This is a genomic window from Microbacterium telephonicum (assembly GCF_003651225.1).
Taxonomy (GTDB): Bacteria; Actinomycetota; Actinomycetes; order Actinomycetales; family Microbacteriaceae; genus Microbacterium; species Microbacterium telephonicum.
On the sequence record NZ_RCDB01000004.1, the window covers coordinates 1 to 18,751 of the forward strand.

General features: G+C 71.4%; 18 protein-coding genes and 1 tRNA gene. 6 read left to right on the forward strand and 13 right to left on the reverse strand.

From position 1 onward, the window contains the following. Positions 1–244: 244 nt before the first annotated feature. Positions 245–318 (reverse strand) — tRNA-Gly (locus C7474_RS13475). 78 nt (positions 319–396) lie between these two features. On the opposite strand from C7474_RS13475, the gene C7474_RS13480 reads away from it, so the two are divergent. The 4 genes from C7474_RS13480 (at position 397) to C7474_RS13495 (ending at position 2,880) form a co-directional block, all read left to right on the forward strand. Then, positions 397–1,098, forward strand: a complete 702-nt coding sequence (locus C7474_RS13480) for a lysophospholipid acyltransferase family protein (protein ID WP_241965262.1) — start codon at positions 397–399, stop codon at positions 1,096–1,098. 70 nt (positions 1,099–1,168) lie between these two features. Continuing rightward, positions 1,169–1,774, forward strand: coding sequence for a dCTP deaminase (gene dcd, locus C7474_RS13485; protein WP_121060805.1), 606 nt, complete (start codon positions 1,169–1,171; stop codon positions 1,772–1,774). 186 nt (positions 1,775–1,960) lie between these two features. Continuing rightward, a complete protein-coding gene (locus C7474_RS13490) occupies positions 1,961–2,386 on the forward strand; it encodes a MarR family winged helix-turn-helix transcriptional regulator (protein ID WP_121060807.1) in 426 nt (141 codons plus the stop codon). A gap of 71 nt (positions 2,387–2,457) precedes the next feature. Next, positions 2,458–2,880 carry an organic hydroperoxide resistance protein gene (locus tag C7474_RS13495; protein WP_121060809.1) on the forward strand — a complete coding sequence of 141 codons (423 nt, stop codon included), beginning with the start codon at positions 2,458–2,460 and terminating at the stop codon, positions 2,878–2,880. A 157-nt stretch (positions 2,881–3,037) separates the two neighbouring features. Here the strand turns inward: C7474_RS13495 and C7474_RS13500 are convergent, their stop codons facing one another. The 10 genes from C7474_RS13500 to C7474_RS13540 form a co-directional block, all read right to left on the reverse strand. Then, positions 3,038–4,411 carry an FAD-dependent oxidoreductase gene (locus C7474_RS13500; protein ID WP_121060811.1) on the reverse strand — a complete coding sequence of 458 codons (1,374 nt, stop codon included), beginning with the start codon at positions 4,409–4,411 and terminating at the stop codon, positions 3,038–3,040. Between the two features lie 64 nt (positions 4,412–4,475). Next, positions 4,476–5,276: a uroporphyrinogen-III C-methyltransferase gene (gene cobA / locus C7474_RS15185; protein WP_199692471.1), complete on the reverse strand. Its 801-nt coding sequence runs from the start codon at positions 5,274–5,276 to the stop codon at positions 4,476–4,478. Then, the gene (locus C7474_RS15190; RefSeq protein ID WP_199692472.1) at positions 5,273–6,190 is read right to left on the reverse strand and encodes an ABC transporter permease; all 918 of its coding nucleotides are present in this window, start codon (positions 6,188–6,190) and stop codon (positions 5,273–5,275) included. The genes cobA and C7474_RS15190 overlap by 4 nt, the downstream gene beginning before the upstream one ends. Beyond that, complete coding sequence (locus C7474_RS13510) at positions 6,180–7,037, reverse strand: ABC transporter ATP-binding protein (protein ID WP_121060813.1); 858 nt, start codon at positions 7,035–7,037, stop codon at positions 6,180–6,182. Before C7474_RS13510 ends, C7474_RS15190 begins: the two co-directional genes overlap by 11 nt. Continuing rightward, entirely contained in the window at positions 7,034–8,119 is a 1,086-nt protein-coding gene (locus C7474_RS13515; RefSeq protein WP_121060815.1) for an ABC transporter substrate-binding protein, read from the reverse strand. Before C7474_RS13515 ends, C7474_RS13510 begins: the two co-directional genes overlap by 4 nt. 48 nt (positions 8,120–8,167) lie before the next feature. Then, positions 8,168–9,481, reverse strand: coding sequence for a sulfate adenylyltransferase subunit 1 (locus C7474_RS13520; protein WP_121060817.1), 1,314 nt, complete (start codon positions 9,479–9,481; stop codon positions 8,168–8,170). Next, complete coding sequence (cysD, locus tag C7474_RS13525; protein WP_121060819.1) at positions 9,481–10,398, reverse strand: sulfate adenylyltransferase subunit CysD; 918 nt, start codon at positions 10,396–10,398, stop codon at positions 9,481–9,483. Before cysD ends, C7474_RS13520 begins: the two co-directional genes overlap by 1 nt. Beyond that, positions 10,395–11,138, reverse strand: a complete 744-nt coding sequence (locus tag C7474_RS13530; RefSeq protein WP_121060821.1) for a phosphoadenylyl-sulfate reductase — start codon at positions 11,136–11,138, stop codon at positions 10,395–10,397. The genes cysD and C7474_RS13530 overlap by 4 nt, the downstream gene beginning before the upstream one ends. Further along, positions 11,135–12,862: a nitrite/sulfite reductase gene (locus tag C7474_RS13535; protein WP_121060823.1), complete on the reverse strand. Its 1,728-nt coding sequence runs from the start codon at positions 12,860–12,862 to the stop codon at positions 11,135–11,137. Before C7474_RS13535 ends, C7474_RS13530 begins: the two co-directional genes overlap by 4 nt. Positions 12,863–13,225: 363 nt before the next feature. Next, positions 13,226–13,933 (reverse strand): hypothetical protein, encoded by a 708-nt coding sequence (locus tag C7474_RS13540; protein ID WP_121060825.1) that lies wholly within the window; start codon positions 13,931–13,933, stop codon positions 13,226–13,228. 115 nt (positions 13,934–14,048) lie between these two features. Here C7474_RS13540 and C7474_RS15335 point away from each other — a divergent pair, with 115 nt between their 5' ends. After that, entirely contained in the window at positions 14,049–14,639 is a 591-nt protein-coding gene (locus C7474_RS15335) for a MarR family winged helix-turn-helix transcriptional regulator (protein ID WP_241965263.1), read from the forward strand. 27 nt (positions 14,640–14,666) lie between these two features. Here the strand turns inward: C7474_RS15335 and C7474_RS13550 are convergent, their stop codons facing one another. Continuing rightward, positions 14,667–15,086 (reverse strand): hypothetical protein, encoded by a 420-nt coding sequence (locus C7474_RS13550; protein ID WP_121060827.1) that lies wholly within the window; start codon positions 15,084–15,086, stop codon positions 14,667–14,669. A gap of 71 nt (positions 15,087–15,157) precedes the next feature. On the opposite strand from C7474_RS13550, the gene C7474_RS13555 reads away from it, so the two are divergent. Continuing rightward, positions 15,158–16,834: a BCCT family transporter gene (locus C7474_RS13555; protein WP_199692473.1), complete on the forward strand. Its 1,677-nt coding sequence runs from the start codon at positions 15,158–15,160 to the stop codon at positions 16,832–16,834. Between the two features lie 195 nt (positions 16,835–17,029). Here the strand turns inward: C7474_RS13555 and C7474_RS13560 are convergent, their stop codons facing one another. Next, a complete protein-coding gene (locus tag C7474_RS13560) occupies positions 17,030–18,427 on the reverse strand; it encodes an MFS transporter (protein ID WP_121061196.1) in 1,398 nt (465 codons plus the stop codon). Between the last annotated feature and the right edge of the window lie 324 nt (positions 18,428–18,751).

The following is an 18,751-nucleotide window of genomic DNA, read 5'->3' on the forward strand; positions in this document are numbered from 1 at the left end:
TTCGACATGCCCTGATTCTCCCACTAGCCTCGGACATTGATTCGAAAGTCCGAGAGGGCTGCGGAGAACTCGACGGCGTCGCGCGCCGGCAACCGATGCCGGGTCCGGCGGGTTTCGATACGCGCGCTGCGCGCGCTACTCAACCACCGGAAGAGGAGGCGATGGTTGCTCAATCACCGGAGGCTGCTCGATTACGGGCCAGCTCGAGTGGCGGCAGCACAGTGATAGGGCACAGCGGATGTCGTGGAGGGGCTGACGGGAATCGAACCCGCGCTGTCTGCTTGGGAAGCAGAAGTTCTGCCATTGAACTACAGCCCCGAGGCCTTCAGCATACCCCGAGCGGCAGCCGGCCCCTCGCCGCGCGGCGCGGCATCGGGCGGTGGATAAAGTGGCGGGGTGACCGTGCCCGCCGTGCCGACTCCCGCGCCGCGGCCCGGCGCCGTGTACTTCATCGGTCGGGCCGTGCTGCGTCCGCTCTTTCAGCTCATCTACCGGCCGCGCATCGTCGGGCGCGAGAACGTGCCCGATTCGGGCGCCGTGCTGCTGGCGAGCAACCACCTCGCCGCGCTCGACACGGTCATCATCCCGACGTCCGCGCCGCGCCCGGTGCAGTTCCTCATCAAGTCGGCGTTCTTCACGGGTCCAGGGCTGCTCGGGCGCTTCCGGCGTTGGTTCTTCACGTCGATCGGCGGCGTCCCGGTGCACCGCACGACGGGACGCGACTCGCGCGCCGCGCTGGATGCGGGAAGCTCCATCCTGCGTGCGGGCAGCGTCTTCGCGGTGTTCCCCGAAGGCACCCGGTCACGCGACGGGCGCCTGCACGCCGGACACGGCGGCGCCGCGTGGATGGCACTCGACACGGGAGCCCAGGTGGTGCCGGTCGGCCTGATCGGCACAGGCACCGTCCGACCGTTCGGGCACCTGCGCGGCCGTCCCCGCCTCGAAGTGCGCTTCGGCAGCCCGCTCGATCTCCGCGACCTCGCGGGCGTCGCCGCCGGCAGGGCTCGCCGCGAGATCACCGAGCGGATGATGGCGGCCATCGCCGAACTCTCCGGGCAGGAGCGTTCCGGCAACGTCAACGCGTCCTCGCGCGACTGAGGCCGGCGCGGGTTGCCTCCCGTGACCGGGCGGAGACGGCGGGCGTCGGCATCCGCACTACGCTGGTCGCGTGCTGCTCAGTGACCGCGACATCCGGGCCGAGATCGCGACGGGACGGGTCGGTCTCGACCCGTGGGACGCGGCGATGGTCCAGCCCTCGAGCGTCGACGTGCGCCTCGACCGCTACTTCCGGCTGTTCGACAACCACAAGTACCCGTTCATCGACCCCGCCGAGGACCAGCCCGAGCTGACCCGCCTGATCGAGGTCAAGCCCGACGAGCCGTTCATCCTGCATCCGGGGGAGTTCGTCCTCGGATCGACCTTCGAGCAGGTCACGCTTCCGGACGACATCGCGGCGCGTCTCGAGGGGAAGTCGTCGCTCGGTCGCCTCGGGCTCCTGACGCACTCGACCGCCGGTTTCATCGACCCGGGCTTCTCGGGACACGTGACCCTCGAGCTGTCGAACGTCGCGACCCTGCCCATCAAGCTGTGGCCCGGCATGAAGATCGGACAGCTCTGCTTCTTCCGCCTGTCGTCGGCGGCCGAGAACCCCTACGGCACCGGTCCGTACCTCAACCGGTACCACGGGCAGCGGGGACCCACGGCGTCGCGGTCGTTCCAGAACTTCCACCGCACCGACGTCGGATCGACGGATGCGGGAGCCCTCGGCGGCTGACGCCGCCGGCGCGGCTGCGCGGCGACCGCGCGCACATCTCAGGACGATTGCGTGCGCGGCGGCGCGCGTGCCGCGCAGAATCTGCGCGCACGGCGGCTCGGAATCGTTCGTTCCTGAGAAGTGAACAGGTGCGCCCTCGCGGGCAGATAAGTTGTGCACAACTCGATTGTGTGCAACCGTTGACGCATGGCGGCCGTCGATCAGCTCGTGTGCTTCTCGCTCTACCAGGCCAGTCGCGCCACGACGCAGGTGTACCGGCGGCTGCTGGCGCCGTGGAACCTGACCTACCCGCAGTACCTCGTGCTGGTGCAGCTGTGGATCGACGGGCTGGCGACCGTGTCGCAGCTCGGTGACGACCTCGACCTCGATTCCGGCACGCTGTCGCCGCTGCTGCGTCGCATGGAGCGGGCGGACCTCCTCGTGCGCGAACGCGGCGAGGGCGACGCCCGCATCGTCACGGTGCGCCTGACCGAGCGCGGCCGCGCGCTGCAGAGCGAGATGGCGGAGGTCTCGGAGGAGCTGCTGCGGTGCACCGGCTTCACCCTCGACTCGGCCGTCGCCCTGCGCGAATCGCTGCACCGACTGACCGACAGCCTGCACACCGCACGCTGAACCCGACCGGGTGCGGCGACGCGTCGTGCCCGCAGACCCGCCGGCGTTCCGGTGGAGACAAGGAGGACACCATGGACACCATCTACACCGCAGAGGCCCTCGCCACGGGCGGCGGCCGCAACGGGCACGTCCGCACCGCCGATGGGCTCATCGACACCGACGTGCGCATCCCGAAGGAGATGGGCGGCGCCGGCGGTGCTCCCAACCCCGAGCTGCTGTTCGCCGCGGGCTACGCCGCCTGCTTCCACTCCGCGCTGCAGTCGGTCGCCCGCGCGCAGAAGATCACCCTCGGCGAGACGAGCGTCGGCACGCGCGTCGGGATCGGCCCGAACGGCCAGGGCGGGTTCGGTCTGAGCGTCGAGCTCGAGGTCGTCATCCCCGACATGCCGCACGACGAGGCACAGGCGCTCGCCGAGGCCGCCGAGAAGGTGTGCCCGTACTCCAACGCGACGCGCGGCAACATCGAGACCGTTGTGCGGGTCGTCGAGGACTGAAAGCGGCTCGGGGCGTTTCGACTCGCTTCGCTCGCTCAACGACCGGGGAGGGCGGGGCGGCTCGGGGCGTTTCGACTCGCTTCGCTCGCTCAACGACCGGAAGGCCACCGGTCGTTGAGCGAGGAGCGCAGCGACGAGTCGAAACGCGCCGAAGCCGTCAGCGGGTGAGGCTCGCGGCGCGGGAGATCGCCACCTGCTCGTCGCGCGGCACCACCTTGACGCGTTCGCGGGTGTGCCGGTGCCCGGCCCCCAGGTCGCGCTCGTGCGCGTCGAGCGAGCGCCAGCCGTCCCACGTCGTGTACTCGACCTCGCGCTCGTCGAGCAGCGTCAGCACGTCGCCGCCCACCGCCGGGGCTGCCAGCGCGCCGGCCTCGGCATCCGCCACGAGGTGGGAGATGGTCTCCATCGCGTCGGACTTCGTGTGGCCGATGAGTCCCACGGGTCCGCGCTTGATCCAGCCGGTCGCGTAGACGCCCGGCACGACCGCGTCGCCCGCGTCGACCACGCGTCCCTCGACGTTCGGGATGACGCCACGGGCGGCGTCGAACGGCACGTCGACGACGGGGCTGCCGAAGTAACCGACGGCGCGGTACACCTGCTGCACCGGATACTCGCGGATCTCGCCGGTGCCCTCCACCCGGCCGTCGCCGACGGGACGGGTGCGCTCGAAGCGCAGGCCCTCGACGCGGTCGGTGCCGAGCACGGCGACGGGCTGGTGGTAGAAGTGCAGGTGCAGCCGGCGCGTCGCACCGGTGGACTCGCGGCCGCGCCAGCTGTTCAGCACGCGCAGCATCACCTTGAGCTGGTTGTTCGCCGCGTTCGCGGGGTCGGCATCGGCGAAGTCCTCGTCGTGCACGACGATGTCGACGTTCGGCACCTCACCGAGCTCGCGCAGCTCGATCGGGGTGAACTTGATGTCGGCGGGGCCGCGCCGGCCGAACACGTGCACATCGGTGACGGCGGAGGTCTCGAGCCCGGCGAGCACGTTGTCGGGGATCTCGGTGGAACGCAGATCGACGGCATGCTTGGCGAGCACGCGCGCGACGTCGAGGGCGACGTTGCCGTTGCCGATGACGGCGACTTCGGGGGCATCCAGCGCCCAGTCGGTCGGCACGTCGGGGTGACCGTCGTACCAGGCGACGAAGTCGGCCGCACCGAACGACCCCGGCAGGTCGACGCCCGGGATGTCGAGGGCGGCGTCGCGGATGGCGCCGGTGGCGAGGATGACGGCGTCGTAGCGCTCCTGCAGCTCGTCGAGGGAGATGTGGCGGCCGACCTCGACGTTGCCGATGAAGCGGATGCTGCCCGCGTCGAGCATCTCGTGCAGCGACGTGACGATGCCCTTGATGCGGGGGTGGTCGGGCGCGACGCCGTACCGGATGAGGCCGTAGGGCGCGGGAAGCGACTCGAACAGGTCGATCGCGACCTCTCCGCCGCGCTCGGCGACCGCGCCGGAGAGGATGTTGCCCGCGTAGATGCCGGCGGGGCCCGCGCCGACGATCGCGACGCGCAGGTTCAAGGGCTGGCTCATGGGTGCCTTTCGCAAGGGGCGGATGCCGGGCGGGCGCCGACGGCATCCGCACGGAGAGGGGTGGTCAGGAGGGGAGCCGCGCGATCCAGTCACGCTGGAGGCGGGCGGCCTCGTCGCGGAACTCCGGGGGCGCGTAGGGACTGAGGCCGACGACGTCGCCGACGACGACGACGGCGGGCGAGCGCACCTGCCGGTCGGCGGCCTGCTCGGCGATCGTGGCCAGGGTGCCGATCGTGACCCGCTGGCGCTCGCCGTAGCCGTCTTCGACGATCGCCACCGGGCAGTGCGCGCCTCGCGCCCCGCGGACGAGCAGATGCGCGGAGTGCGCGAGGGTCGCGACGCCCATGAGCAACACGAGGGTGTGGTCGCGGCCGCCGCCGAGGTCGTCGATCTGGTCGTGCGCGGTGGCGACGGTGAACGTCGTCGCGAGCCCGCGGTGGGTCAGCGGGATGCCGGCGACGGCGGGCACCGAGACGGCGCTCGTGACGCCCGGCACAACCTCGACGGCGACGCCGGCGGCCTGGCAGGCCGCCACCTCCTCGCCGCCGCGACCGAACACGTACGGGTCGCCGCCCTTGAGGCGGACGACGCGCTTGCCGTCCCGGCCGAGCTGCACGAGCAGGGCGTTGATCGCATCCTGCGGCACCGCGTGGTGACCGGGGCGCTTGCCCACGTCGACGACGTCGGCGCTCAGCCGCACGCCGTCGGCGGCGAGGCCGTCGAGCACCGCACGGGCGCCGAGGCGGTCGGCGACGATGACGTCGGCGCGTTCGAGCGCCCGCAGTCCCCGCACGGTCAGCAGCCCGGCGTCTCCGGGGCCCGCCCCCACGAGGGTCACGAGCCCGGCGGATGCGGCGGCGGTCACCGGGTGCCTCCCACCAGCAGGCCGCGGCGGCGCAGCATCCGCCGCTCGATCGGACCGAAGAACACGAGCTCGATCAGGATGCCGATCGCGAGGATCAGGATGATCGTGGCGAGCACACCGGCGAGGTCGGCGAGTTCGCGGTTCTGCTGCAGCATCGAGCCGAGTCCGAACCCGATCGTGCCGCCGACCGTGATGATCTCGGCCGCCATCAGTGACCGCCACGAGAACGCCCAGCCCTGCTTGAGGCCCGCGAAGTAGCCGGGGAGGGCGGCCGGCAGCACGACGCGCGTCGCGAGCGCGAAGCGCCCCGCACCGAGCACGGTGCCCACGCGGCGCAGCTGCGGCGGCACCTGGTCGACACCGGCGATCAGACCGTTGACGATCGACGGGATCGCCCCCATGAGGATGACGAAGTAGGCGGTCGCGTCGGTGAGGCCGAACCAGATGATCGCGGCGGGCACCCACGCGACGGAGGGCAGCACCTGCAGGCCCGACACGATCGGGCCGATCGCGCGGCGCAGGATCCGCACCTCGGCCAGCAGCAGGCCGAGCGGCGTGCCCACGACGATCGCGATGAGGAAGCCCAGGATGCCGCGCTCGAGGCTCGTGCCGACGGCGGTCTGCAGGCGCCCGGTCTCCCACGAGGTCTGGAACGCGGTGAGCACGTCGAGCGGGCTCGGCGCGATGTCGGGGCGCGGCTGGGCGATGACGATGTAGAGCTGCCACGCCGCGATGAGCACGGCGAGGAAGATGATCGGCGGCAGCACGCTCGACCAGAACACGCGCAGGCGGCTGGGACGCTGCTCGACCGGCGACTGCAGGCGGTCCAGGCCCGCCTCGAGGTCGCGGTGGGCGGTCTCGTCGGGGGCGATGGACTCGAGCGTGGTGCGCGCGGCGGTGGCTTCAGGCGGCATTGCGGCGGATCTCCTTCCGCAGACGCGTCGTGATCTCGGTCACGAGCGCGGCGGCCTCGGTTCCGTCGCCGCGCCGGGCGCCGACCTCCCACTCGTGCGCGACCCGGCCGGGGCGGCTCGAGAGCAGCACGACCCGCTGGCCGAGGCGCACCGCCTCGCCGACGTTGTGGGTGACGAACACGATCGTGCGGCCGGTCGCGCGCCACACGCGGTCGAGCTCGTCGTGGAGGATGTCGCGCGTGATGGCGTCGAGGGCGGCGAACGGCTCGTCCATCAGCAGCACGGGGCGCTTCTGGGCCAGCGCCCGCGCGAGGGCGACGCGCTGGCGCATGCCGCCGGAGAGTTCGTGCGGGCGCTTGTCGACGGCGTCGGCGAGTCCCACGACGTCGAGCAGCTCGCGCGCACGCTCGCGGCGCGCCGCGCGGGAGACGCCGTGCAGGCGCAGCGCCAACTCGATGTTGCGGGATGCGGTCAGCCACGGCATCAGCGCGGACTCCTGGAACATCAGCGCCGACCCCTCGGCGGGGGTCTCGACCGTGCCCGCCGATGCGCGGTCGAGCCCGGCGATGATGTTCAGCAGCGTCGACTTGCCGCATCCGGACGCCCCGACCAGGCACACGAACTCGCCGGGCCGCACGTCGAGCGACACGTCCTCGAGCACCGACGGGCCCGCACCGAAGCGCTTGGCGACGCCCTGCAGCCGGATCGCCGGCGCCGTCGGGGCCGCGACGGTCGGCGCCGGAGCGCCGAGGTCGAAGCTCGGCAGCAGCGGCGTCGGACGCGCCGGCACGGATGTCGCGCCCGGGGTGCCGGTGACGACCGGCGCGTCGGGGCGGGCGCCGGTCATGACGTGCCGTCCTCGCCGAGATCGCCCGCCGAGACGGTGTCGTCGCCGGCATCCGACAGCAGACCGTTGAGCAGGCGCAGGTCGAACAGTCCCTCGATCGACCCCTTCTTCTGCGTTCCGGCGGCCAGGCCGTTCTCGACGAGCGTCGTGAACGTCTCGGCGTGCGGGTCGGCCGAGAAGGTGACGTTCTCGAGCGCCCGGTCGATGACCGCGTCGTCGAGCGGCTTGCCGGTGTCTTCGGTGAGCTTCGCGTTGATGACGTCGGCGGCCTGGTCGGCGTTCCCGTTCAGCCAGTCGATGGCGGCGAGCTCGCCCTGCAGCAGCGCGTCGACGGTCTGGGGGTGCTCCTCGAGGAAGTCGGCGCGCACGAGCAGCACCGTCGTCGGGAACGCGCCGCCGTCCCACAGGTCGGCCTCGTCGACGAGGACGTGGGCCCCGGCATCCACCACGAGGCGCGAGACCCACGGTTCGGGCAGCCACGCGCCGTCGATGTCGCCGCTCTGGAAGAGCGTGAGCGTCTGCGCGTTCTCGGTCGGCGTGATCGTGACGTCGCCGCCGCCGGTCGTGCTGGTCTGGAATCCTTCGTCGCCGAGCCAGCTGCGCAGGGCCACGTCCTGCGTGTTGCCGAGCTGCGGGGTGGCGAGGGTCGTGCCCTTCAGGTCGTCGGGCGAGTCGATGCCGTCGCGGACGACGAGGGCCGCGCCGCCGGTCGTCGCCCCCGCGACGATGCGGGCCGACTCGCCGCCGGACTGGATGAAGGTGTTGATCGACGGATTCGGTCCGATGAAGGTCGCATCGATCGCACCGGCTGACAGCGCTTCGATGGCGGCCGGGCCCGCGTTGAAGATCTGGGTCGTCAGCTCGGTTTCGCCCAGCGCGTCGGCGAACAGTCCCTCCGACAGCCCCACGAGTGCGGGGGCGTGCGTGACGTTCGCGAAGTAGCCCAGGCGCAGCTCCTCGGCGGGCGACCCGCCGTCGAGCGCGGCCGGAGTCGCCTCGTCCGACGCGGCTGCGGAGGCGCATCCGGTGAGCATCATGGCGGCCACGGCCAATGCGGAGATGGTGAGTGAGCGGGTGTTCATCTTTGTTCGCCTCCTTCGGGCTTTCTTGGTGGGGTCGTGCGGTGCGCGTCAGGCGCGCACGATGCCGGCGGCCAGGGTGTGGCCGGCGGCGGGGTCGATCACGAGGAACGACCCCGTCTCGCGGTCGGTCGCGTACGCGTCGACCGGAAGCTCGGACGCCAGGCGCAGGGTCGCGCGGCCGATGTCGTTGACCTGCAGCGCGTCGGCGTGCTCGTGGGCGAGCGTGTCGAGGTCGCGGCGCGAGTCGATCGAGGCGACGAGGGCCTGCACGGTCGCGGTGCCGTGTTTGACGAGCACCCGCGCCCCCGAGGTGAGGGCGCGCGGGTCGAGCTGGAACAGCTCCGCCTGCAGCTCACGGCGGGCGGGGGGCAGGGTGCCGGATGCCGCGATGACCGCGCCGCGCGCCGCATCGACGTCATCGGCCAGCTGCAGCGACACCGACTGCCCGGCGACCGCCTCGTCGGCGTCGCGGCCGGCGACCTGGATGCCGGAGACCGTCGTCTCGATGCCCGCCGGGAACACCGTCACGGCGTCGCCGACCCGCACCGTGCCCGATGAGACGCGGCCCGCGAACGCGCGGTAGTCGCGGTATGCGTCGGCGGCGCCGGGTTCGGCGGCCAGCTCGGGCGTCAGCCCGCCCTGCGGGCGCAGCACGAGCTGCACGGGCAGGCGGAAATCGTCGAGGACGGCATCCAGCTCGCCGCGGGCGGGGAGCGTCTCGAGCAGTTCGAGCAGCGCCGGTCCCGAGTACCAGGGGGTGCGGGCGGAGCGCTCGACGATGTTGTCGCCCTCGAGCGCCGAGACCGGGAGGACGTGGATTCCGTCGATGCCGAGCTCGGTCGCGACCGCGCGCACGTCGGCGTCGACCGGGGCGTAGGCGTCTTCGGCGAAGTCCAGCAGGTCGATCTTGTTGACCGCGACGATCACGTGCGGCACGCGCAGCAGCGCGACGACGGCGAGGTGGCGGCGGGTCTGCTCGAGCACGCCCTTGCGGCCGTCGATGAGCACGACGACGGCATCGGCGGTCGTCGCGCCGGTGACCATGTTGCGGGTGTACTGCACGTGCCCGGGGCAGTCGGCGAGGATGAACGAGCGCGCACCGGTCGAGAAGTACCGGTAGGCGACGTCGATCGTGATGCCCTGCTCGCGTTCGGCGCGCAGGCCGTCGGTCAGCAGTGCGAAGTCGAACGCGCCGTGCGCGAAGCCTCGGTCGGCCGAGGTGCGCGCGACCTGTTCGAGCTGGTCGACGAGGATCGCCTTTGCGTCGTGCAGCAGCCGGCCGACGAGCGTGGACTTGCCGTCGTCGACCGACCCCGCCGTCGCGAAGCGGAACAGCGTGGGCTCGTCGGTGCGTGCGGACATCAGAAGTACCCGTCCTTCTTTCGGTCTTCCATCGCGGCCTCCGACAGCCGGTCGTCGGCGCGGGTCGCACCGCGCTCGGTCACCGTGGTGCGCGCGACCTCGTCGACGACGGCGGCGAGGTCGGCGGCGTCGGATTCGACCGCACCGGTGCAGCTCATGTCGCCGACGGTTCGGTAGCGCACGGTGCGGCGCTCGATCGTCTCGCCCGGCTTCGCGGGGGAGAACTCGCCCACCGCGCGCCACATCCCGTCGCGGGCGTAGACATCGCGTTCGTGCGCGAAATACAGCGGCGGCAGCGCGATCTGCTCGCGCTCGATGTAGCGCCAGACGTCGAGTTCGGTCCAGTTCGAGATCGGGAACGCGCGCACGTGCTGACCCGGCGTGTGGCGGCCGTTGTACAGGCTCCACAGCTCGGGCCGCTGGTTGCGCGGGTCCCACTGGCCGAACTCGTCGCGCAGCGAGATGATGCGCTCCTTCGCCCGCGCCTTGTCCTCGTCGCGGCGGGCACCGCCGAAGACGGCGTCGTGGCGTCCGGCGGCGATCGCGTCGAGCAGCGGCTGGGTCTGCAGCGGGTTGCGGGTGCCGTCGGCGCGCTCGTGGAGGCGGCCGTCGTCGAGGTAGTCCTGCACGCGGGCGACCTCGAGACGCAGCCCCAGCCGGGCGACGGTCTCGTCGCGGAAGGCGAGGACCTCGGGGAAGTTGTGCCCCGTGTCGACGTGCAGCACCGGGAACGGCACCCTGCCGGGGAAGAACGCCTTCGTGGCCAGGTGCAGCACGACGACGGAGTCCTTGCCGCCCGAGAACAGCAGCACGGGGCGCTCGAACTCGGCGACCACCTCGCGGATGATGTGGATCGACTCGGCCTCGAGCTGGTCGAGGGTCGACAGGGCGGTACGGGTCTCGAGTCCGGTGGTCATTCGTGCAACCCGCATTCGATCTTGGCGGAGCCGGCCCAGCGGCCGGACCGGGGGTCGTCGCCCGGGGCGACCGGCTTCGTGCACGGCTCGCACCCGATGGACGGGTAGCCGAAGCCGAGCAGCAGGTTCACGGGCGCCTTGTGGTCGGCGGCGTAACCCATGAGGTCGTCGAAGCTCCACGCCGCGACCGGGTTCACCTTGACGAGGCCGTTGCGCTCGTCCCAGGTGACCAGCGGCGTGTTCGTGCGGGTGGGGGCTTCGTCGCGGCGCACGCCCGTGAACCACACCTCGTAGCCGCCGAGCGCCGCCTGCAGGGGCGCGACCTTGCGGCGCGCGCAGCACAGGCCCGGGTCGCGGGAGAACAGCTCGGCGCCGTACTCGGCATCCTGTTCGGCGACGGTCTGCTCGGGGGTGATGTCGACGATGCGCACGTCGAGCACGCGGTCGACCTCGTCGCGCGTCGCGCGGGTCTCGCTGAAGTGGTAGCCGGTGTCGAGGAAGAGCACGTCGACCCCCGGCAGCTGCTCGGCGACCAGGTGCGGCAGGGCGGCATCCGCCATCGAGCACGCGACCGCGGCCGATTCCATCGAGAAGTTCGCGGCCACCCACGCGACGACCTCGGCCGGCGAGGCCTCGTGGTCGGTGAGCGAGCCGAGCGCCTCGTTCGCCGCCTCGGCGAGGGCGCGCAGTTCGGCGGCCGAGCGGTGCGCGGTGGTGCGGGGGGCGAGCGAGACGCTCATACGAGCGCCTCCTCATCCGCGCGGTGGGCCCACTCCGCGAACGTCTCGTCGCCGATGCGGTCGGCGGCGAAGCGGCGCAGCACGCGCTCGGCGTAGTCGGCGATGCCGTCGGCGGCGACCTTCAGCCCGCGCACCGTGCGACCGAGGCCGGCCTCGTCGCGGTCCTTCGAGGCGAGGCCGCCGCCGAGGTGCACCTGGTAGCCGGGCACCTGATCGCCGTCGATCGTGACGAGCTGGCCCTTCAGGCCGATGTCGGCGGTCTGGATGCGCGCGCACGAGTTGGGGCAGCCGTTGACGTGCAGGCTGATCGGATGCGGCAGGTCGAGGCCCGCGATGCGCTCCTCCAGTTCGAGCACAGCGGCGGTGGCGTAGGCCTTCGTCTCGACGATCGCGAGCTTGCAGAACTCGATGCCGGTGCACGCGATCGTGCCCCGCCGGATGAGGCTCGGACGCGACTGCAGGCCGAGCCGGTCGAGCTCGGCGACGATCGAGTCGACGCGGTCCTCGGGGATGTCGAGGATGACGAGCTTCTGGTGCGGGGTCGTGCGCAGCCGCGACGAACCGTGCGCCTCGATGACGTCGGCGAGTTCGGCCAGGAGCGGTCCGGACACGCGGCCGACGATCGGGGTGACGCCGATGTAGAAGCGGCCGTCCTTCTGCCGGTGCACGCCGACGTGATCGCCGGGGGTCGCGGGCTTCGAGGCGGCGGGGCCGTCGGGCAGCGCGTAGCCCAGGTACTCGTCCTGCAGCACCTGACGGAACTTCTCGGTGCCCCACTCGGCGAGCAGGAACTTCAGCCGTGCCTTGTTGCGCAGACGCCGGTATCCGTAGTCGCGGAAGATCTGCGCGACGCCGTGCCAGACCTCGCTCACCCGGTCGGGGGAGACGAAGGTGCCCAGGCGCTCGCCGAGGCGCGGCGTCGTCGACAGGCCGCCGCCGACCCACAGGTCGTAGCCGACACCGAGCTCGGGGTGCTCGACGGCGACGAACGCGACGTCGTTGATCTCGTGCACGACGTCGTGGCTCGGGTGGCCGGTGATGGCCGACTTGAACTTGCGGGGCAGGTTCGACAGCGTGGGGTCGCCGATGAACCGCGACTGGATCTGCTCGATCTGCGGCGTCGGATCGATGAGCTCGTCGACCGAGATGCCAGCGACCGGCGACCCCAGGATGACGCGGGGCACGTCGCCGCACGCCTCGGTCGTGCCGAGACCGACGGCTTCGAGGCGGCGCCAGATCTCCGGCATCGACTCGACCTCGACCCAGTGCAGCTGCACGTTCTGACGGTCGGTGAGGTCGGCGGTTCCCCGGCCGAACTCGGTGGAGATGCCGGCGATGACGCGCAGCTGCTCGGTCGTGAGTTGCCCGCCGTCGATGCGCACGCGCAGCATGAAGTAGGCGTCTTCGAGCTCGTGCGGTTCGAGGGTCGCGGTGCGGCCACCGTCGATGCCGGGCTTGCGCTGGGTGTAGAGCCCCCAGACGCGGAAGCGTCCGTGCAGGTCGGTGGGGTCGATCGAGGCGAAGCCGCCCTGGGCGTAGCTCGTCTCGATGCGTTCGCGGACGGCGAGGCCGTCGTCGACCTGCTTCCACTCCTCGTTGCCGTTCAGCGGCGTCTTGCCGTCGATCTTCCATTGCCCGTTCGGGCGGTTCGAGGGCCGCGGCGGGCGTGCGCGCGACCCGTCGGCGGGACGGGGGGCCGTCTCGGTGCCGGTTTCGGTGCTCACGGGTCCTCCTCGATCCGGCGCATCGGAGGATGCCGCCGGTGGGCAGGCGGGTCGTCGGCCTGCTTCAGTGAGGCTAAACGTGGGCTCCGTACGGGGTCGGAGAGGGCGTCAGATTGCGTCACGTCCCGTCACACGGGGTCATATTCGCTTGCGAAGGCTTCCCTTCCCCGGCAGGGGGCTCGGTTCGGGGCGTTTCGACTCGCTGCGCTCGCTCAACGACCGGGAGTGCGGGTGGTGCTCTTCCGGTCGTTGAGCGAGGAGCGCGGCGACGAGTCGAAACGCGTGGGGCTCGGTATCGGTGGTGGGCGCGCGGGTTTCGATACGCGCGCTGCGCGCGTTGCTCAACCACCGGGGAGGGATGGGTCAGCCGGCGGCGCGACCGCGGGCGAAGCCGGCGTCGAAGCCGCGCTCGTAGGCGTGCTCCGCGCCGCGGCGGTGGTGGTCGTGGCCGCGGTGGTCGCGGCATCCGCGGCCCTCGGCGCCCATCGCGTCCGGGTCTGCCTCATCGCGGCCGGGACGCGGACCGAAGCCGTGGCCGGGACCGAAGCGGTGGCCGGCGCCCGGGTGCGGACCGAAGCCGTGGCCGGGGCCGAAGCCGTGACGACGGAATCGTCCGCCGCGCGGAAAGGCGGGCGCGTTCTCGTCCCAGCCGAGTTCGCGGGCGATGGCCGCGAGCGAGGTGACCGTCGTGGTGAAGTCCTCGGGCGAGACGGCGCCGGCGACGCGGGTGCGCACGCCGTCGACGATCGTGCCGAGGCGCTCCTTCACGGCCGCGCCGTCGTCGGTCAGTGTCCAGGTGCCGTCGCCGGCCGGGCTGACCCAGCCGCGCTCTTCGAGACGGCGCAGGCGCTTGCCCTTGCGCGCCAGGAGTGCGGCGATCCGGTCGGCGCCGACCGAGGCGAGCGGCCCCGGCAGTTCGCCGGAGACGGCGCTCAGCAGCATCCAGTCGCGGCGGTCGAGGTCGTCGGAGTCGAGGGCGCGGGCGAACTCGGCGGCGATGAGGGCGTCGACGGTGCGCAGCCAGTAGCCGAGCGGGCGGTCGGGGGTGGGGATGTTCTGTGGGGTGTCCATGGGGAGTCCTTTCGTGGGCGACGTCACGGTCGCCGGTTTACATGTCATATGACAACTACATGCAGTGTGACATGCAATCCCGATACATGTCAAGTCGCATGTAAAATCGGGTGACGTGCCGACCTCGCCGACGCCCCCCGACTCGCCCACTCCCGCCGAGGCCGCGGAGCAGATCGCCCAGGCGCTCGCCCGGCTGCGCGGGCGGCGTGGCCCGCGTCCGCCCTGGGCTGGCGCGCCCGGCGCTCCCGGCGAGCCGGGCCAGGACGAGCGGTTCGGCGGCCCGCACGGCCACGGCGGTCACCATCCGGGACACCATCGCGGCGGTTGGGGTCCCGGCCCCGGCTGGGGTGGCGGCGCCGCGCGGTTCGCGGGTCCGGCTCGCCTGCGTCTGCTCGAGGCGCTCGCCGCGGCATCCGGCCCGCTCACCGTGACCGAGCTCGCCGACGCGGTCGGAGTCGACCAGCCAAGGGCGTCACGACTCGTGCAGCAGTCCGTCGAGATGGGGTTTGTCGGACGCGAGGCCGACCCCGAAGACGCCCGGCGCACGCGCATCGCGCTGACCGATCAGGGGCGCGCGATCGTGCGGGGTTTCCGCGGCGACCGTCGCAACGCGGTCGCGACGGCGCTCGAGGACTTCACCCCGGCGGAGCGGGCCGAACTCGCCCGGCTGCTCGCCAAACTCGCGCAGTCGTGGCCCGGGAGCTGAACAGCGCAGCCCTCAGAACCGCCGCGCTCAGGCGCAGCCGCAGAGCCGGCGCCGCACCCATGCTCCCGCATCCGCCTGGCTGATCTCCCCCGACCGGATGCCGCGGACGAACGCGATGGCCTCGCCGCTGAGCCTGCCGTCGGCGGTGTCGGGCGCGTCGCGCAGCACGACGGTCGTGAGCCAGCGCGACAGGCGTCCGCCGACCCGCGCCGTGACGGCGACGGTGCCCGCGAAATGGCGCGCCTGCCCGTCGGTGTCGTCGTCGAGCGCGTCGCGGAACCCCCGCCCGCGCAGCCGGTTGCTGCCGCCGGAGGCCGCATCGGTCAGCCACAGCGGTCCGCGCCGCACCCCGCCGAGCCGGCCGATGTCGCGCAGGAAGTGCCGATCCGACCGTCCGCGAGCCGCGAGCTCGTCGATCGCGTCGGCCAGGGCGGCGCAGGCATCCATCCCCTTACCGTACGCATCGGTCGCCTGCGAACCCCCTGACCACGGATGCGGCCGGTCGGTACCCTGGCCGGGTGAGCGACGAGACCCATCCCATCGACAGGCCCGGCGAACCCACCACGACGGTCGATCCGACCGCCCACCGTCCGATCGCGCGATGGGTCTTCTGGCCCGCATCCGCGGTCATCGTGCTCGTCGCGGGCTTCGCGATCCTGTTCCCGGATGCCGCCGACGCGACGTTCGCGGCCGTGCAGGACACGATCATCCGCGGCTTCAACTGGTACTACGTGCTCATCGCCGCGTTCTTCGTGGTCTTCGCCCTCGCGATGGGGTTCAGCCGCTTCGGCGACATCAAGCTCGGCAAAGACGACGACGAGCCCGAGTTCTCGCTCGGGGCCTGGTTCTCGCTGCTGTTCGCCGCCGGCATGGGCATCGGTCTCGTCTTCTACGGCGTGAGCGAGCCGCTCAGCCACTTCGTCTCGCCGCGGCCGGGCGTCGAGGGAACCCCGGCGATGCTCGCGCAGTCGGCGCTCACCCAGACCTACCTGCACTGGGGGGTGCAGGCGTGGGCGATCTATGTCGTCCTGGGCCTCGCGCTCGCGTATGCCATCCACCGGCGGCGGCGTCCGATCTCGATCCGCTGGGCACTGGAGCCGTTGCTCGGCAAGGCCGTGCGCGGTGTCTGGGGCAACGTCATCGACGTCGTCGCGCTCGTGGGCACCGTCTTCGGTGTGGCGACCTCGCTCGGACTCGGCGTCATGCAGATCGGGTCGGGCCTGACCGCGGCCGGGCTCCCCGACCCGGGGATGCTCGGCGAGATCGCGATCATCGCCGTCATCACCGTGTTCGTGCTCGCTTCGGTGCTGTCGGGCGTCGGCAAGGGGATGAAGTGGCTGTCGTCCACGAACCTCATCATCGCCGCCGCACTGCTGGCCTTCACCCTGATCTTCGGCAACACCGAGTACCTGCTGCGCGAATGGGTGCAGTCGATCGGCGGCTACATCCAGAACTTCGTCGGTCTGAGCTTCAACGTCTCGGCGTTCCAGGGCGAGGCCGGCGAGCAGTGGCAGGCGGCGTGGACCTCGTTCTACTGGGGCTGGTGGATCTCGTGGGCCCCCTTCGTCGGCATCTTCATCGCGCGCGTCAGCAAGGGGCGCACCGTGCGCCAGTTCGTGCTGGGCGTGCTCATCGTGCCGACGCTCGTCGGCATCCTGTGGTTCGCGGTGCTCGGCGGCTCGGCGATCTACCTCGAGCTCACCCAGCCCGGCTCGATGACCGCCGCCGACGGCACGGTCGACCTGCAGGGCGCCCTGTTCCAACTGTTCACGCATCTCCCCGGCACCCCCGTGCTCACGATCGGCGCGATCATCCTGATCGCGGTGTTCTTCATCACCTCGTCGGATTCCGGTGCCCTCGTGATGGGCATGATCGCGACCGGCGGCGATCAGGAGCCGCGCCGCTGGCTGCGCGTGTTCTTCACCCTCGCGACCGCCGTGCTCGCGACCGCATTGCTCGTCGCGGGCGGACTCACCGCGCTGCAGACGGCGGCGATCACGATCGCGCTGCCGTTCAGCGTCGTGATGCTGCTCATCTGCTGGGCGACCGTGATCGCCTTCCGGCGCGAGCGCAAGGTGTACGACGGCGCGCAGCGCGCCCAGTTCGTCGAGTACATCGGCGACCACTACGGACTCGACGTCGAAGAGGAGAACGAGCGCGGGGTCCGCATCCCGTGGCTGCGCCGCCGGCCCTAGCTGTCGTCCGTGCCCGCTTCTGCGGTCGATGAGGGCGTGTCACGCGGCCTGCTGCCGGAGGATGCGGCATCCAGCCACTCGTGTGACATGGTTCTCGCGCATGTCACGCGATGTGCCACGTGTGCTGCTCCGCACCGGCGTTTCGTGGGACATGCCCGCCCAGGCGCAGGCCCAGGCGCAGGCCGAGGAGCCGGCTCAGTCGATGACGGCCTGCCGGGGCTTGACGGGCAGCATCAGCAGCAGGCCCGCGAGCAGGATCAGCACGATGCCGAGGATGCCGAACCGCGTGTCGTGGGTGAGGCCGACGAACAGGGCGAACAGGCCGGGGGCCAGGAACGAGACGGCGCGGCCGGTCGTGGCGTAGAGCCCGAAGATCTCGCCCTCGCGCCTCTCGGGGGTGATGCGGGCCAGGAACGAGCGCGATGCCGACTGGATCGGCCCGACGAACATGCACAAGATGAGCCCGACGATCCAGAAGCCGACCTTCGCGGTGCCGATGAAGAGCACGACCGTTCCGGCGACGACGAGTCCGATGAGGGACACCATGATGACCGTCTTGGACCCGAACCGGTCGTCGAGCCGCCCGGCGAGGATCGTCGAGATGCCCGCAACGACGTTCGCGCCGACCGCGAAGTAGAGCACCTCCGACGAGGTGAACCCGAACACCTGCGCGGCGATGATCGCGCCGAAGGTGAACACGCCCGCCAGGCCGTCGCGGAACACGGCGCTGGCGAGCAGGAACTGCAGCACCTGGCGGTTGCCGTGCCAGAGCTTGGTGAGCGTGCCCCACAGCACCGCGTAGGAGCGGAAGAACCCGACTCGCACGCGGCGCTCCTGCGCCGGGATCTCGGGCACGCGCACGAGCACCGGGATCGCGAAGATCCCGAACCAGACGGCCGAGGCCAGAACGGCGAGGCGGATGTTGAGGCCGCCGTCCTCGGTCACCCCGAGCGGGCCGGGGTCGTCGGCGAGGCCGATGAAGCCGACCAGCAGGATCAGCAGCAGCACGATGCCGCCGACGTAGCCCATGCCCCAGCCGAATCCGGAGACGCGGCCCATGTTCTCGCGCGTGGAGACCTGCACGAGCATGGCGTTGTAGTTGACGCTCGCGAACTCGAAGAAGACGTTGCCGACCGCGAGAAGTGTCGCACCGAGGATGAGGTAGCCGGGGGTGCCTTCGACGAAGACCATCGCCGCCATGGCGAGCACGACGATGCCGGTGTTCACGCCGAGCCAGAGCTTGCGGCGCCCCGATCCGTCGGAGCGCTGGCCCAGGACGGGGGCGAGGGCGGCAATCATGATGCCGGCGATCATGAGCGCGACGCCGATGAGCGACGCGTTGTCGGCCTTGGCGGCCATGAGTGCCGGGTCCGACGCCTCGCCGTTCGCCGCCGCCACGATCGCGGGGTCGACGAAGTAGTTGCTCGACAGGTAGGTGCTGAACACGAACGTCGTAACGACCGCGTTGAACGACGCGGAGCCCCAATCCCAGAGCGCCCACGCCCGCACGGCGCGCTTGCGGGTGCGGTCGGTGGTTCCGATGACGGCCGCGGCGTGCGCGGATTCGGGAGACGGCTGTTCGGGTAGCGACATGTGCGTCACGGTAGGAGCCTTCGGTGAACGGGCGGTGCCGCACCACAGCGGCCTGCCGTCAGGCTACTGGCGCGCGGCCCATTCCCGGTCGACGCGGTGCTCCCGGCTCTTCAGCTCGAGCTACATCGTCCCGATGAAGCGCCCGTGTTCGTCGCGGATCGCCGGCTGCAGGTAGTCGTCGTCGCCGGCGAGCCGCGTCGCGTGCCTGACACGAACGGGCGGTCACAGCATCCGCCTGAAAACTTGATATGAGTCGTATCAAGTTCGTTTGACATGGCGGACGGATGTCGTTATCGTGTTCCAGGAGCCACCTTGAGCCTTTGG

Bases quoted from the DNA above. Each gene is read 5' to 3' on its own strand.
- C7474_RS13490 (WP_121060807.1), top strand. From the start codon at position 1,961: ATGGCGGCCGTCGATCAGCTCGTGTGCTTCTCGCTCTACCAGGCCAGT.
- C7474_RS13495 (WP_121060809.1), top strand. From the start codon at position 2,458: ATGGACACCATCTACACCGCAGAGGCCCTCGCCACGGGCGGCGGCCGC.
- C7474_RS13500 (WP_121060811.1), bottom strand. From the start codon at position 4,411: ATGAGCCAGCCCTTGAACCTGCGCGTCGCGATCGTCGGCGCGGGCCCC.
- C7474_RS15190 (WP_199692472.1), bottom strand. From the start codon at position 6,190: ATGCCGCCTGAAGCCACCGCCGCGCGCACCACGCTCGAGTCCATCGCC.
- C7474_RS13510 (WP_121060813.1), bottom strand. From the start codon at position 7,037: ATGACCGGCGCCCGCCCCGACGCGCCGGTCGTCACCGGCACCCCGGGC.
- C7474_RS13515 (WP_121060815.1), bottom strand. From the start codon at position 8,119: ATGAACACCCGCTCACTCACCATCTCCGCATTGGCCGTGGCCGCCATG.
- C7474_RS13520 (WP_121060817.1), bottom strand. From the start codon at position 9,481: ATGTCCGCACGCACCGACGAGCCCACGCTGTTCCGCTTCGCGACGGCG.
- cysD (WP_121060819.1), bottom strand. From the start codon at position 10,398: ATGACCACCGGACTCGAGACCCGTACCGCCCTGTCGACCCTCGACCAG.
- C7474_RS13530 (WP_121060821.1), bottom strand. From the start codon at position 11,138: ATGAGCGTCTCGCTCGCCCCCCGCACCACCGCGCACCGCTCGGCCGCC.
- C7474_RS13540 (WP_121060825.1), bottom strand. From the start codon at position 13,933: ATGGACACCCCACAGAACATCCCCACCCCCGACCGCCCGCTCGGCTAC.
- C7474_RS13550 (WP_121060827.1), bottom strand. From the start codon at position 15,086: ATGGATGCCTGCGCCGCCCTGGCCGACGCGATCGACGAGCTCGCGGCT.
- C7474_RS13560 (WP_121061196.1), bottom strand. From the start codon at position 18,427: ATGTCGCTACCCGAACAGCCGTCTCCCGAATCCGCGCACGCCGCGGCC.